The following is a 13,837-nucleotide window of genomic DNA, read 5'->3' on the forward strand; positions in this document are numbered from 1 at the left end:
AACTCGTGAAGACGATTGCCGATCTGGGCGACCTGCGCGGCAAACGGGTCCTCGTCAGGTCCGACCTCAACGTGCCCCTGGACGGCACGACGATCACCGACGACGGCCGGATCCGCGCCTCCGTCCCGACCATCAAGACCCTGTCCGAGGCGGGCGCCCGCGTGGTCGTGTGCGCCCACCTCGGGCGCCCCAAGGGTGCTCCGGAGGCCAGGTACTCGTTGGCGCCAGTGGCTGCTCGCCTCAGTGAGCTGCTCGGGCGTCCGGTGGCATTCGCCGAGGACACGGTGGGGAGCTCGGCCCAGGCGGCGGTCAGCGGCGCAGCCGACGGCGACGTCGTGCTGCTGGAGAACCTGCGGTTCAACGTGGGGGAGACGGCCAAGACCGACGGAGACCGGGCGCAGTTCGCGGGGCAGCTCGCGGCCCTCGCCGACGTATTCGTGTCCGACGGGTTCGGCGTCGTCCACCGCAAGCAGGCCTCGGTCTATGACGTCGCGCGGCTGCTGCCGCACGCGACGGGGGCCCTCGTCGCTGCGGAGGTCGGCGTGCTGCGCCGCCTCACCCTCGAACCAGCGCGCCCGTATGCCGTGGTGCTCGGCGGCGCGAAGGTCTCGGACAAGCTCGGGGTCATCGGCAACCTCCTCCGGACGGCGGACCGCCTCCTGATCGGGGGCGGCATGGTGTTCACCTTCCTCAAGGCGCAGGGACACGAGGTCGGCTCCAGCCTCCTCGAGGAGGACCAGGTCGAGGCGGTGAAGGGCTACCTCGCCGACGCGGAGCAGCGGGGCGTCGAGATCGTCCTGCCGGTGGATGTCGTTGCCGCCGCGGCGTTCTCCGCCGACGCCGACCACCGCATCGTCGACGCCGACAGCATTCCTGCGGACCGGATGGGGCTCGACATCGGTCCGGAGTCCTCGAAGCTCTTCGCCGAGAGGCTCGCCGACTGCCGCACCGTGTTCTGGAACGGACCCATGGGCGCGTTCGAGATGGCGCCCTACGCGGCCGGCACCAAGGCGCTGGCCGACGCGCTCGTCGCCGTGACGGCGGCCGGGGGGCTGACCGTCATCGGCGGCGGGGACTCGGCCGCGGCCGTGCGCCAGCTGGGCTTCACGGACGCGCAGTTCGGTCACATCTCGACCGGCGGTGGAGCGAGCCTGGAGTACCTCGAGGGCAAGGAGCTGCCCGGTCTCACCGTTCTCGACGAGGAGGAAGGCCACTGATGGCTGCACGCACCGAACGGTCCGGGAAGGCGAGCGCGTTATCGGGCCGGACCCCGCTGATGGCGGGCAACTGGAAGATGAACCTCGACCACCTCCAGGGGACCCACCTCGTCCAGAAGCTCGACTGGACCCTGCGCGACGCCAAGCACGACTTCTCGGCTGTCGAGGTCGCAGTGCTGCCGCCCTACACGGACCTGCGCTCGGTCCAGACCCTGGTCGAGGGGGACAAGCTCTCGCTGCGCTACGGCGCGCAGGACCTCTCACGGCATACGGCAGGGGCCTTCACGGGCGAGGTCTCCGGCGCCTTCCTCGCCAAGCTGAACTGCACCTACGTCGCCGTGGGGCACAGCGAGCGCCGCGAGCACCACCACGAAAGCGACGAGATCGTCGGCGACAAGGTGCGCGCGGCCTTCCAGCACGGCCTCGTCCCGATCCTCTGCTGCGGTGAGGGGCTCGAGGTCCGCAAGGCGGGCGGCCAGGTCTCCCACGTGCTCGACCAGCTCAGCGCGGCGCTCGTCGGCGTGAGCAAGGAGCAGGCCCGGAGCATCGTCATCGCCTACGAGCCCATCTGGGCGATCGGGACGGGTGAGGTTGCGACGCCGTCGGACGCCCAAGAGGTGTGCTCCGCGATCCGCACCCTCCTCGCCGAGCTCTACTCCGGGGACGTCGCGGACGCGGTCCGGATCCTCTACGGCGGTTCGGTCAAGGCGACCAACATCGCCGCCATCATGGCGGAGGAGGATGTCGACGGGGCGCTCGTCGGCGGGGCCTCGATCGACCCGGCAGAGTTCGCGTCGATCTGCCGTTACCGCGACCACGTGACCGGCTGATCAGCGCTGTCGCGTGGCGATGTTCGACGCGGGGTTGGGAGATCACGCGCCGCGCGGGTTATCCTGACCACGGCCGTCCGCTCCGCGGGTGGCACTCACCCGATATCGACCCGAGATGGGACACCTCCGAGCGTGAACGCGGTGAAACTGGGCCTCCAGATCGTCCTGGTCCTCTCCAACCTGTTCCTGATCCTCCTGATTCTCATGCACAAGGGCAAGGGCGGTGGCCTCTCCGACATGTTCGGTGGGGGCGTGTCCACCTCGCTCGGCGGGTCGTCGATTGCCGAGCGCAACCTCGACCGCTTCACCGTCGCCCTGGGGATCGTCTGGTTCGTCACCGTCGTGGGACTCGGGCTGCTCGCCCGGTTCGCGTCCTGAAAGGTAGCTTGAATGGCCAGCGGTAACGCAATTCGTGGCAGTCGGGTCGGCGCTGGGCCGATGGGCGAAGCTGAGCGTGGCGACTCCGCCCCTCGGGTCTTCATCTCATACTGGTGCTCCAACCGACACGAGACCCGTCCGAGCTTCGCGCAGGAGCAGGGGCTGGTCCTGCCGGAGACCTGGGACTGTCCGCGCTGTGGGCTCCCGGCCGGCCAGGACAAGGACCACCCCCCGGCCCCGCCTAAGGTCGAGCCCTACAAGACCCACCTCGCCTACGTGAAGGAGCGTCGCAGCGACGCCGACGGCAAGGCGATCCTCGACGAGGCGCTGGCAACCTTGCGCGGGCGCGGGCTGATCCAGTAGGTCGCGCTCGCGAGGAGCGGTGTGGTCTGGCTTCCTCGTGAGGTTGACGCTGCGAGGTTGACGCGGCGTCAAGCCGGTTGACGCTGCCTGCAGCCCGCGTCAACAGGGTTGACGCTGCGTCGAGTGCGGCGCGGGGTCGAGTGCGGCGCGGGGTCGAGTGCGGCGCCGGGTCGAGTGCGGCGCTGGCCGGCGTGCGCGGGTGGGAGGAGCCAGCCGGGGGCGCGTATGCCGTGCCCGCGGGTGTGGGCAGCGCACCGGACCCGTGGGGGCGTGCCGGCGAACCTCGGGGGTCAGCGGCGGGGGTCAGCGGCCGGGAAGCTCGCCGGCCGCGTCGGCGTCGAGCAGCCAGACGGTCGCCGAGGTGCCGTGGACGGACCCGGCGGGCGCCTCCTCGCGGCTGGCGCCCCCGAGGGCCCGACGGACCGCCTCCGCCTTGTCCGCACCCGCGACGAGAAACCAGACCTGGGTGCCGCGCTGCAGGGCCTCGAAGGTCAGCGAGACCCGCTCCGGCGGGGGCTTGGGGGACCCGTGGACACCGACGGTGCTCCCCGTGGCCCTCAGCGCCTCGTGGCCCGGGAAGAGTGACGCGATGTGGGCGTCCGGGCCGACCCCGAGCATGACGACGTCAAAGGCGGGCACGTCGCCCGGCGCACCGGACCCCTGAGCCAAGGCAGCGGCATACTGCTCGGCCGACTCCTCGGGTGAGCCGCAGGTGTCCGGGCCCGCCATCGGGTGCACCCGGGCCGGGTCGAGGGGCATGGCGTCGAGCAGCGCCTCGCGGGCCTGGGTCTCGTTGCGGTCCGGATCGCCGGTGGGGAGGAAGCGCTCGTCCCCCCACCAGACGTTCACCGTGGACCAGTCGACGGCCTCGCGCAGCGGGCTGCGACCCAGAGCCTCGAGGATGGCCGAGCCCATCGAGCCTCCGGTGAGGACGATGTCGGCTCCGCCCCGCGCCGCCTGGGCGTCGAGCACCGCGACGGCCAGCCGTGCGGCCGAGGCCTCGGCGAGGAGCGTCTTGTCGCGGTGGACGACGACGCGCGGCCGGCCGGTCATCAGCGGGTCGCCGGCTGGGCGGCCGCCTTCTTGCGGGCGCTGCCCTTCGTCGCCGCCTTCTGCTCTGCTGCCTCCGCGGTGGAGGCGAGCTCCTTCTCCCGCGGCGTCGCCCTGGCGGCGAGCTTGTGGGCGGTGGCCTTCTTGACCGTGGCCGTGTCCCCGCCGTCGGGCGCCGGGGGTGCCGTCACCATCTCGGAGGCCTCCTTGGTGGACGGCCTGCGGGCCAGCCTGGCCGCGAGACGACGCGAGTCGGGCACGGACGGCGCCTCACCGTCAGCGGCCGCCTCGCTGGCGGTCTTGGTCGCTGCCCCGAGCCTGGCCAACCCGTGGGTCAGCGTCTCCGCGTAGACCTCGTCGGCGTCGAGACGACGCAGTTCGTCGGCCAGGCACTCGGCGACGCCGCGGCGCTTGAGGCTGATCCGGCGATCGGGCTGTCCCGGCTGTGACAGCGTCGCGACGGCCCCGTCGGGACGGACGAGGTCGACCGGGCCACTAGCGCGCTCGAGGCGAACGCTCATGACGCCCGTGCCGCCCTTGGTGCGGACCCGCTTGACCGGGACCTTGAGCACCTGGGCCAGCCACGCAGCGAGCAGGTCGGACGACGGGGAGTCCGTGGCGCCGGCCACGACGGCCTCTGTCACCGGCTCGAACGGAGGTCCGTCCAGGGCTGCGGCCAGGAGCCCACGCCACAACGTGATCCGCGTCCAGGCGAGGTCGGTGTCTCCCGGGGCGTAGACCTTGGCCAGCCGCTTCAGGGCCGCCTTCGGGTTGGGCGACTCGGCCGAGTCGGTGATGCGCCGCTGCGCCATCTGCGCGATCGGGTCCTTGCGCAGGTCGGTGGGGGCCTCGTGCGGCCACCACGCAACGACGGGGGAGTCGGGCAGCATCAGCGGCACGACGACCGACTGCCCGTGGTTGGCGAGTGCTCCGAAGAGCCGCAGGACGACGACCTCGCTCGCGCCGGCGTCGCCGCCGACCCGGATCTGGGCATCCATGCGGTTTGCCCCGCGCCGGTTGCCGGCAACGACGACGATGATCCGGCAGGGGTGCTGGCGGCTCGCGTCGTTGGCCGCCTCGATGATCTCGTCGGCCTGGTGGTCGTCGACGACGATGATCAGCGTGAGGACCCGCCCGAGGGTCATGGCGCCGACGTCGTTGCGCAGACGGACCAGCTTCTTGCTGACCGACGCGCTGGTGGTCTTCGGTAGGTCGATGATCACGGCATCCTCCAGGTGCGGCCGTCGCGGGCCATCATGGCGTCACTCGACTCCGGTCCCCAGCCGCCGGCGGGATAGGCCTGCGGCCTGCCGTGCTTGCCCCACCACTGCTCGATGGGGTCGAGGATCTGCCAGGACAGCTCGACCTCCTCATGCCTCGGAAAGAGCGGCGGGTCGCCGAGCAGGACGTCGAGGATGAGCCGCTCGTAGGCCTCGGGGGAGGACTCGGTGAACGCGCTGCCGTAGCCGAAGTCCATCGTCACGTCGCGCACCTCCATCTGGTTGCCCGGCACCTTGGAGCCGAAGCGCATCGTGATCCCCTCGTCGGGCTGGACCCGGATGACGATGGCGTTCTTGCCCAGCTCCTCCGTCGCGGTGTCGTCGAACGGCAGGTGCGGGGCCTTCTTGAAGACGACCGCGATCTCGGTGACCCGCTTGCCGAGGCGCTTGCCGGTCCGCAGGTAGAACGGGACCCCGGCCCAGCGGCGGGTGTCGACCGCGAGCTTCACCGCGGCATACGTCTCCGTGGTGGAGGTGGCATCGACGCCGTCCTCCTCGAGGTAGCCGACGACCTCCTCGCCGCCCTGCCACCCACTGGCGTACTGGCCGCGCGCGGTGTCGGCCGCGATGTCCTGCGGGATCTTGACCGCGGAGAGGACCTTTTCCTTCTCTGCCCGAAGGTCCCTGGCGTTGAACGAGACCGGCTCCTCCATGGCCGTGAGGGCCAGGAGCTGGAGCAGGTGGTTCTGGATGACGTCGCGGGCGGCGCCGATGCCGTCGTAGTAGCCCGCGCGCCCGCCGATGCCGATGTCCTCGGCCATGGTGATCTGCACGTGGTCGACGTAGTTGGCGTTCCAGATCGGCTCGAACATCTGGTTGGCGAAGCGCAGCGCCAGCATGTTCTGGACCGTCTCCTTCCCGAGGTAGTGGTCGATCCGGAACACGGAGTCGGCCGGGAAGACGGTGCGCACGATGGCGTTGAGCTCCTGCGCGCTCCTGAGGTCGTGACCGAACGGCTTCTCGATGACGACGCGCCGCCAGCTCTGGTCCTCCGTCGTGGCCAGCCCGGAGCGCTGCAGCTGCTCGCAGACCTGGGCGAAGTTGCCGGGTGGGATGGAGAGGTAGAACGCGAGGTTCCCCCCCGTGCCGCGCTGGTGCTCGAGGGCGTGGACGGTCTCGGCGAGCAGGTCGAACCCGTTGGGGTCGTCGAACGTGCCTGGCACGAAACGGAATCCCTCAGCGAGGTTGCGCCACACGTCCTCCCGGAAGGGGGTGCGGGCATACTCCTTGACGGACTCGTAGACGACCTGGCCGAAGTCCTGGTCGGCCCAGTCGCGACGGGCGAAACCGACGAGCGAGAAGCCCGGCGGCAGCAGGCCCCGGTTGGCGAGGTCGTAGATCGCCGGCATCAGCTTCTTGCGCGACAGGTCACCGGTCACCCCGAAGAGCACCATGCCGCAGGGGCCGGCGATCCGGGGGAGGCGCCGGTCCCGGGGATCGCGGAGCGGGTTGGCTCCGTCGGCGACTCGGGTGGGGCTCATGCGGTCCCTTCCTGTATGCCGAGGGCCTGGCTCAGCTGGGCCAGGCCGGCGTCGTGGTCGCTGAGGTGCAGGCGCAGGACCGGGCGCCCGTGGTCGGCCAGGACCGCGGCGTCCCCACCGGCCTGGGCCGCGATGAAGTCACCGAAGGTGAACTCCCGACCGGGGACGGCGAGGTCCTCGTGGGGGTTCGTGGTGACCTGGAGGTAGACGCCGACGGCGGGGCCACCCTTGTGGAACTGGCCGGTCGAGTGCAGGAAGCGGGGCCCCCAGCCGAACGTCGTGGGGCGGCCGGTGCGCACCGCCACCGCCCGTCGTGACCGGGCGAGGGACGCGTCGGCGAGCCGGTCGAGGTAGGCCATGATCGCGACGTAGCCGTGCTCGGGATCGAGCTGCGCGAAGAGCGCGTCGAGGGCGTCCGGCACGCTCGTCGCGTCGCCGAGCCAGTCCCCGCCGAGCGAACGGATCTCGATGGCGCCGTCCGTCGCGGCGGGCTCGGCGCCCTTGCCGGCGTCCTGGCCCAGCAGCGACCGGGCGGCCTTCTTGGCGCTCTCGACGTCGGGCTGGTCGAAGGGGTTGATGCCGAGGATGGCGCCCGCGGCGGCCGTGGCCACCTCCCAGAGCAGCAGCTGGGCGCCGAGGGACCCCCCGACGTGCACCTCGGCCCGGGAGCCGTCCGGCTCGGCGTCCTCGTCGATTTCGTCGTCGTCGGAGTCGAACCCGACCAGTCGCGCCACGGTGACGTCGGCCGCCGGGTGCTGGACCTCGGGGTCGCCGTCGTCCGTCACGACGACCGGCAGGATGCCGGTGCCGTTCTTGCCGGTCGACTCGGCGATGAGCTGCTCGGCCCAGTCCGCGAATCCGGCGATGCCGGAGCCGTTGTCGACGAGGACGAGCTTGTCGCGCAGGGGTTGCGTGCCGGCGATGGCCGCGGCGAGACGCAGGCCCGGGTTGGCATCGTCGTTGGCGGCGAGCAGATCGGCCACCGACTCGGCGTCGTCCAGCAGCGCCTCGATGTCGACGCCGGCCAGACCGCTCGGCACGAGACCGAACGCGGTCAGCGCGGAGTAGCGACCGCCGACGTCGGGGTCGGCGTTGATGACGCGGTAGCCGGCGGCACGGGCGTCCCCGTCGAGGGGGCTCCCGGGGTCGGTGACGATGACGATCCGCTCGCTCGGGTCGAGGCCGGCCGCCGTGAACGCGCCCTCGTAGGCCCGGCGCTGGGAGTCGGTCTCGACGGTGGAGCCCGACTTGCTCGAGACGACGACGACGGTCCGCTCGAGCCGGTCTCCCAGTGCTGCCCGGACGTAGTCGGGGTCGGAGGAGTCGAGGATGGTGATCTCGCGGCCGGCCGTGGCGCAGATGACCTCGGGCGCCAGGGACGAGCCGCCCATCCCGCAGAGGACGACGTGGTCCAGGCCCAGGGAGGCGAGGTGGTCACGCAGCGCGGCCACCTCACCGACGAGGGGCCGGGAGCTGCGGGGCAGGCCGACCCACGAGAGCCGGATCCTCGACTCCGACTCGGCATCGGGACCCCAGAGGGTCGGGTCCCGGTCGAACAGCTTCGATGCGAAGCCGGCCTCCACGAGGGCGGGCACGTGAGCGGCGATCGCGTCCGCTGCCGGCCCGGAGGCGGTGACGGACAGAGCGCTCACGCCGTGGCCTTGGCGAGGTCGGCCGAGACCTGCTCCAGGAGGTCCCTCCAGGACTTCTCGAACTTCTCGACGCCCTCCTTCTCCAGGAGGGCGACGACATCGGTGTAGGAGATCCCGACGGCGGACAGGTCGTCGAGGACCTTCTGGGCGTCCGCGTAGTGGCCGGTGATGGTGTCACCGGTCACTACGCCGTGGTCGGCTGCGGCGTCGAGGGTCTTCTCCGGCATCGTGTTGACGACCCCGGGCGCGACGAGGTCCGTGACGTACATCGTGTCGCGGTAGGCCGGGTCCTTGACGCCGGTCGAGGCCCACAGCGGACGCTGCGGGTGCGCGCCCCTGGCCGCGAGCGTCTGCCAGCGGGGCGTGGAGAAGACCTCCTCGTAGGCCTGGTAGGCCAGCCTGGCGTTGGCGATGCCCGCCTGGCCCTTGAGGGACCTCGCCTCGTCGGTCCCGATGGCGTCGAGCCGCTTGTCGACCTCGGTGTCGACGCGCGAGACGAAGAACGAGGCGACAGAACGAATGCCGGACAGGTCGTGACCGTTGGCGGTGGCCTGCTCGAGTCCGTCGAGGTAGGCGTTCATCACGGCGCGGTAGCGATCGAGGGCAAAGATCAGCGTGACGTTCACGCTGATGCCGCGGGCCAACGTCGCGCTGATCGACGACAGTCCTTCGCGGGTCGCGGGGATCTTGATGAACACCTGCGGACGGTCGACCTCGTCGCTCAGCCTGCCGGCCTCCTCGGAGGTCTTCCCGGTGTCGTGGGCCAGCCGCGGGTCGACCTCGATCGAGACCCGGCCGTCCTCACCACCGGTCCGCTCGAAGACCGGCCGGAAGAGGTCGCAGGCGTCGCGCACGTCAGATGTGGTCAGGGCGAAGACGGCGTCCTCGACGTTCGTGCCGGCCTCGCGGAGCTCGTCGAGCTGGGCGTCGTAGGCGTCGCCCTTGGCCAGGGCCGCCTGGAAGATCGACGGGTTGGTCGTCACGCCGGCGACGTTCTTGGTGTCGATGAGCTCCTTGAGGTTGCCGGACCGCAGCCGCTCGCGGGAGAGGTCGTCGAGCCAGATGGAGACGCCGGCGTCGGACAGGGCTTGGAGGTTGGGGTTGCTCATGATGTCACTTCCGGTTGGTGGCTGGCTGTTATCGGGCGGACGACCTGGAGGCCGCGCTCTTCGTTGCCGCGGACTTCCCGGCGCCGGTGTCGGTCTGCGCGGGGTCGGTGCGCTTGCGCGGGTTGGTCTCGGTGATGCCGGGAGCGACGCCGGTCCTGCCTGCGGCCTTGATCGAGTCCTTCGCGGCCTTGACGGTGGCGTCCGCCGTGAGGCCGAACTCGGCATACAGCCTCTTGTAGTCCGCGGAGGCGCCGAAGTGCTCGAGGCTGATGCACCGCCCGGCGTCCCCGACGACGTCGTGCCAGCCGAAGGACACGGCCGCCTCGATGCTGACCCGTGCCCGGACGGCCGGGGGCAGGACCTTCTGCTGGTAGGCCCTGGTCTGCTCCTCGAACCACTCGCGGCACGGCATCGACACGACGCGGGTGCGGATGCCCGACTTCTCGAGCTTCGCCCGCGCCTCGACGGCGAGGCTGACCTCGGAACCGGTCGCGATGAGGATGACGTCGGGCGACTCCTTGCCGTTCTCGCCGCCGTCGACGAGCACATAGGCGCCCTTGGCCGCTCCACTCGCCCTGGCGAACGCCTTCCGGTCGAAGACCGGGAGGTTCTGGCGGGTGAGGGCCAGTCCGGCCGGGCGGGCGTTGCGCAGGATCGTGGCCCACACCACCGCGGTCTCGTTGGCGTCGGCGGGGCGCACGACGTCGAGGCCGGGGATGGCCCTCAGGGCCGCGAGGTGCTCGACCGGCTGGTGCGTCGGGCCGTCCTCGCCGAGGCCGATGGAGTCGTGGGTCCACACGAACGTCACCGGCAGCTTCTGGATCGCCGCCAGCCGCACGGCGCCGCGCATGTAGTCGGAGAAGACGAGGAACGTGCCACCGTAGGGTTTGGTCAGTCCCTCGAGGGCGATGCCGTTGAGGATGCAGCCCATGCCGAACTCACGGATGCCGAAGTGGAGCGTGCGGCCGTAGGGCCCACCCTGCCACTCGGTGGTCTGGCGGCCCGCGGGGATGAAGGACGGCTGACCCTCCATCGTCGTGTTGTTTGACTCGGCCAGATCGGCCGAGCCACCCCACAGCTCGGGCATGACGTCGGCGAGCGAGCCGAGGACCTTGCCCGAGGCGGCCCGGGTCGAGACGCCCTTGTCGAGGTCGGTGGGGAAGCTCGGGAGCACACGCTCGAGTCCCTGCGGCAGGTCGCCGGCGACGAGCCGGTCGAGCAGCCGGGCACGCTCGGGGTTGGCCCTGCGCCACCCGGTATACCTCTTGTCCCAGGCCGTGTGGGCGGCCTTGCCCCGCCGAAGCACCTGTCGGGCGTGGCGCAGGACGGGCCGCTCGACGGTGAATGTCTGCTTCACCGGGAAGCCGAGCAGCTTCTTGGTCGCCTCGATCTCTTCGTCGCCGAGGGCCGAGCCGTGCGCCTTGCCGGTGTTCTGCTTGGTCGGTGCGGGCCAGGCGATGACCGTCTTGAGGACGACGAGCGTCGGCTTGTCCGTGATCTCCTTGCCGGACTCGAGCGCCTCGAGGAGGGCGTCGACGTCCTCGACGTAGTCGTGCCCGCCGTCGCCGACCGTGGCCTGCTTGCGCCAGTCGACGGTGACGACGTGCCAGCCGTATGCCTCGTAGCGCTTCGCGACGTCCTCGGAGAACGAGATCTCGGTGTCGTCCTCGATGGAGATGTGGTTCTGGTCGTAGATGAGGGTGAGGTTGCCGAGCTCCTGGTGAGCGGCCAGCGCCGAGGCCTCGTGGCTGACGCCTTCCATGATGTCCCCGTCGGAGGCGAGGACGTAGACGTGGTGGTCGAACGGGCTCTCGCCGGGCCTGGCGTCGGGGTCGAGCAGACCGCGTTGGCGACGCTGCCCGAACGCCATGCCGACGGCCGACGCGAGACCGCTGCCGAGGGGGCCGGTCGTGATCTCGACGCCCTTCGTGTGGTGCACCTCGGGGTGTCCGGGGGTGAGGCTGCCCCAGGTGCGCAGCTCCTGCAGGTCCTTCACCTCGAGGCCGTAGCCGGAGAGGAAGAGCTGGATGTACTGCGTCAGGCTCGAGTGCCCGCAGGAGAGCACGAAGCGGTCGCGGCCCAGCCACGACGGGTCCGACGGGTCGTGGGTCATGACCTGCTGGAACAACAGGTATGCCGCGGGGGCCAGCGACATGGCCGTGCCGGGGTGGCCGTTGCCGGCCTTCTGGACGGCGTCGGCGGCGAGGAGGCGGACCGTGTCGACCGCTCGGACGTCGAGGTCGCCCCAGCCGGCCCTCGTCGCGATCGGCAGAGGCAGGTCTGCGCTGCGTCTGGCGAGATTCGATGCGCGTGGGGCCGATGTGGTGGTCACTAAGACGTCTCCTTCAGAACCCGGTTTGGTGGTCGTTGCGAGCCTAGACCCCGACGTGACGTCGACAACATCTGGTGCCGTGGCTTCTCGGCGGTGTGCGTGGGTGGCAGGGGTCGGCACCCCGCCCCGCGATCGGTCCTCGGGAGCCGGGATAGACTTCTCGAGCACCTGCACCACCCGCCCCGTCGCACCCGAAGGACGTCGTGACCGCTCTGGATCCCCGCGCCGACCTGAACCCCCGCGCCGACCTGGATCCCCGCGCCGACCTGTCGGCGGCGCCCGGTCCCGGCGGTCGCGGACCCGCGTTCGTCGTCGGGCAGTATGTCGCCCTCACCAAGCCGCGGATCATCGAGCTCCTGCTCATCACCACGGTGCCGGTGATGTTCCTCGCCGAGCGCGGAGTGCCCTCGTTGTGGCTCGTCGTGGCGACCCTCATCGGGGGCTCGCTATCGGCCGGGGCCGCCAACACCCTCAACTGCTACGTCGACCGTGACATCGACGCGTTGATGCACCGCACCAGCAACCGACCGCTCGTCACCGGCACGATCACGCCACGGGCGGCGCTCGTCTTCGGAGCCGCGCTCACCCTGGTGTCGACCGTGTGGCTGGGACTGTTGGTCAACTGGCTCAGCGCGGCGCTCGCCTTCGCGGCGCTCGCGTTCTACGTCGGGGTCTACTCCGTGCTGCTCAAGCGGCGCACGTCGCAGAACATCGTCTGGGGAGGTGCGGCGGGGTGCATGCCCGTCCTCATCGGCTGGTCGGCCGTCACAAGCTCCGTGTCGTGGTCGGCCCTGGTCCTCTTCATGGTGATCTTCTTCTGGACGCCGCCGCACTACTGGCCGCTCTCGATGAAGTTCAGGGACGACTACGCCGCCGCGGGCGTCCCCATGCTCCCGGTCGTGGAGCGGTTCGTTGTCGTGGCCCGGCAGGTCGTCGCCTATTCCTGGGCGATGGTCGTCACGTCGCTCGTGCTCGTGCCGGTCGCCCGGATGGGCTGGGTCTACCTCGTCGCCGCAGTGGTCGCAGGCGCCCTGTTCATCGCCGAGGCGCACCGCCTGCTGCGGCACGCCCGGCTCGGCTCGGGCGCCTCGGTGCTGAAGCCGATGCGGCTGTTCCACTTCTCGATCACCTACCTGACGATCCTCTTCGTCGGGGTGGCCATCGACCCGTTGGTCCACCTGACGATCCTGCGCTGACCAGTCCCGGGCGGGAGCGCTCAGGGGGGAGGTCGGCAGGGGCGGGGGAGCTCAGAGCGGGTTGCGGCGCAGGTTGAGCATCCCGGTCGTCATGGTCACGACGAGCAGCGTCGCCCCGAGCATGTGCACCGCGACGAGTGCCTCGGGCAGCTTGGTGAAGTACTGCACGTAGCCGACCAGTCCCTGCGCCAGCGTGACGATGAGCACGGTGCGCCACGTCGCCTTGGCGCGTGACGACTCACTCGTCAGGTTCACCGCCACGAGGACGGCGACCACGAGGCCGCTGAAGAGCATCACGGTGTCGGCGTGCAACCAGGACACGAACCGCGGGTCGAAGCCGGTCCTGGCGGGCTGCAGGGCGTCGCCGGAGTGGGGACCCGAGCCGGTCACGATCGTGCCGAGGACGAGCACGACGAAGGCGACCACCGACGTCGCCCACCCGAGCCGGGCAACGAGCGGGGGCACCAGCAGCCCGCGCGGGCCGGGCTCCGGATCCTCCGCCCCGCGCAGGAGCATGGTCGCGAGCACGACCATGAGCATCGACAGGAGGAAGTGGAAGGCGACCGTGAAGGGGTTGAGCCCGGTCCGGACCGTGATCCCTCCAACGACCGCCTGCACGAGGACACCGACGACGATGCCGAGGGCCACGAGGTGCAGCGGGCGGCGACGAGGCAGGTGGGTGAAGACCGCCCAGAGGGCCAGCAGCGCGAGGATGCCGACGACGCCGGTAAGGGTCCGGTTGCCGAACTCGATGAGCTTGTGGAACCCCTCCGCCTGTTGTTGGACCGGGGTGAACGACCCCGGCACGCACTCCGGCCAGGTGGGGCAGCCCAGCCCGCTCCCGGTGAGCCGCACGACGCCGCCCGTGACGACGATGGCCACTTCGCCGACGAGGTTGGCCAGCAGGACGGGGCGCACGAGCGAGGGTCGGACCGCGGGGATCTGCACT

12 protein-coding genes are annotated in these 13,837 nt (G+C 70.9%); 5 read left to right on the top strand and 7 right to left on the bottom strand.

Translation table 11 applies throughout. The features are described from left to right. Window positions 1-5 precede the first annotated feature (5 nt). The 4 genes from ACLL9L_RS08910 (at window position 6) to ACLL9L_RS08925 (ending at window position 2,788) form a co-directional block, all read left to right on the top strand. Complete coding sequence (locus tag ACLL9L_RS08910; protein ID WP_411284288.1) at window positions 6-1,217, top strand: phosphoglycerate kinase; 1,212 nt, start codon at window positions 6-8, stop codon at window positions 1,215-1,217. Then, window positions 1,217-2,047 carry a triose-phosphate isomerase gene (tpiA, locus tag ACLL9L_RS08915; RefSeq protein ID WP_411284289.1) on the top strand — a complete coding sequence of 277 codons (831 nt, stop codon included), beginning with the start codon at window positions 1,217-1,219 and terminating at the stop codon, window positions 2,045-2,047. Before ACLL9L_RS08910 ends, tpiA begins: the two co-directional genes overlap by 1 nt. Window positions 2,048-2,179: 132 nt before the next feature. Continuing rightward, window positions 2,180-2,425: a preprotein translocase subunit SecG gene (gene secG, locus ACLL9L_RS08920; RefSeq protein ID WP_411284290.1), complete on the top strand. Its 246-nt coding sequence runs from the start codon at window positions 2,180-2,182 to the stop codon at window positions 2,423-2,425. 12 nt (window positions 2,426-2,437) lie between these two features. After that, window positions 2,438-2,788 (top strand): RNA polymerase-binding protein RbpA, encoded by a 351-nt coding sequence (locus ACLL9L_RS08925; protein WP_411284291.1) that lies wholly within the window; start codon window positions 2,438-2,440, stop codon window positions 2,786-2,788. Between the two features lie 303 nt (window positions 2,789-3,091). On the opposite strand, the gene pgl is transcribed toward ACLL9L_RS08925, so the two are convergent. Genes pgl through tkt form a run of 6 tightly spaced genes read right to left on the bottom strand, consistent with a single transcriptional unit; the run spans window position 3,092 to window position 11,692 of the window. Then, entirely contained in the window at window positions 3,092-3,841 is a 750-nt protein-coding gene (gene pgl, locus ACLL9L_RS08930; protein ID WP_411284292.1) for a 6-phosphogluconolactonase, read from the bottom strand. Further along, entirely contained in the window at window positions 3,841-5,061 is a 1,221-nt protein-coding gene (gene opcA / locus ACLL9L_RS08935; protein WP_411284293.1) for a glucose-6-phosphate dehydrogenase assembly protein OpcA, read from the bottom strand. Before opcA ends, pgl begins: the two co-directional genes overlap by 1 nt. Beyond that, window positions 5,058-6,599 (bottom strand): glucose-6-phosphate dehydrogenase, encoded by a 1,542-nt coding sequence (zwf, locus tag ACLL9L_RS08940; protein ID WP_411284294.1) that lies wholly within the window; start codon window positions 6,597-6,599, stop codon window positions 5,058-5,060. Before zwf ends, opcA begins: the two co-directional genes overlap by 4 nt. Further along, window positions 6,596-8,251, bottom strand: coding sequence for a glucose-6-phosphate isomerase (locus ACLL9L_RS08945; protein ID WP_411284295.1), 1,656 nt, complete (start codon window positions 8,249-8,251; stop codon window positions 6,596-6,598). The genes zwf and ACLL9L_RS08945 overlap by 4 nt, the downstream gene beginning before the upstream one ends. Continuing rightward, window positions 8,248-9,360 (bottom strand): transaldolase, encoded by a 1,113-nt coding sequence (tal, locus tag ACLL9L_RS08950; protein WP_411284296.1) that lies wholly within the window; start codon window positions 9,358-9,360, stop codon window positions 8,248-8,250. The genes ACLL9L_RS08945 and tal overlap by 4 nt, the downstream gene beginning before the upstream one ends. Before the next feature lie 28 nt (window positions 9,361-9,388). Beyond that, the gene (gene tkt, locus ACLL9L_RS08955; protein WP_411284297.1) at window positions 9,389-11,692 is read right to left on the bottom strand and encodes a transketolase; all 2,304 of its coding nucleotides are present in this window, start codon (window positions 11,690-11,692) and stop codon (window positions 9,389-9,391) included. A gap of 203 nt (window positions 11,693-11,895) precedes the next feature. Between tkt and ACLL9L_RS08960 the strand changes: the two genes are divergently transcribed. Then, a complete protein-coding gene (locus ACLL9L_RS08960) occupies window positions 11,896-12,888 on the top strand; it encodes a heme o synthase (RefSeq protein ID WP_411284298.1) in 993 nt (330 codons plus the stop codon). 51 nt (window positions 12,889-12,939) lie between these two features. Here the strand turns inward: ACLL9L_RS08960 and ACLL9L_RS08965 are convergent, their stop codons facing one another. Beyond that, the gene (locus ACLL9L_RS08965) at window positions 12,940-13,836 is read right to left on the bottom strand and encodes a COX15/CtaA family protein (RefSeq protein ID WP_411284299.1); all 897 of its coding nucleotides are present in this window, start codon (window positions 13,834-13,836) and stop codon (window positions 12,940-12,942) included. Between the last annotated feature and the right edge of the window lies 1 nt (window position 13,837).

The sequence above is a fragment of the Lapillicoccus sp. genome (assembly GCF_046595215.1).
In the GTDB taxonomy this organism is placed as follows: Bacteria; Actinomycetota; Actinomycetes; order Actinomycetales; family Dermatophilaceae; genus Lapillicoccus.

Bases quoted from the DNA above. Each gene is read 5' to 3' on its own strand.
- tpiA (WP_411284289.1), top strand. From the start codon at position 1,217: ATGGCTGCACGCACCGAACGGTCCGGGAAGGCGAGCGCGTTATCGGGC.
- ACLL9L_RS08925 (WP_411284291.1), top strand. From the start codon at position 2,438: ATGGCCAGCGGTAACGCAATTCGTGGCAGTCGGGTCGGCGCTGGGCCG.
- pgl (WP_411284292.1), bottom strand. From the start codon at position 3,841: ATGACCGGCCGGCCGCGCGTCGTCGTCCACCGCGACAAGACGCTCCTC.
- zwf (WP_411284294.1), bottom strand. From the start codon at position 6,599: ATGAGCCCCACCCGAGTCGCCGACGGAGCCAACCCGCTCCGCGATCCC.
- tal (WP_411284296.1), bottom strand. From the start codon at position 9,360: ATGAGCAACCCCAACCTCCAAGCCCTGTCCGACGCCGGCGTCTCCATC.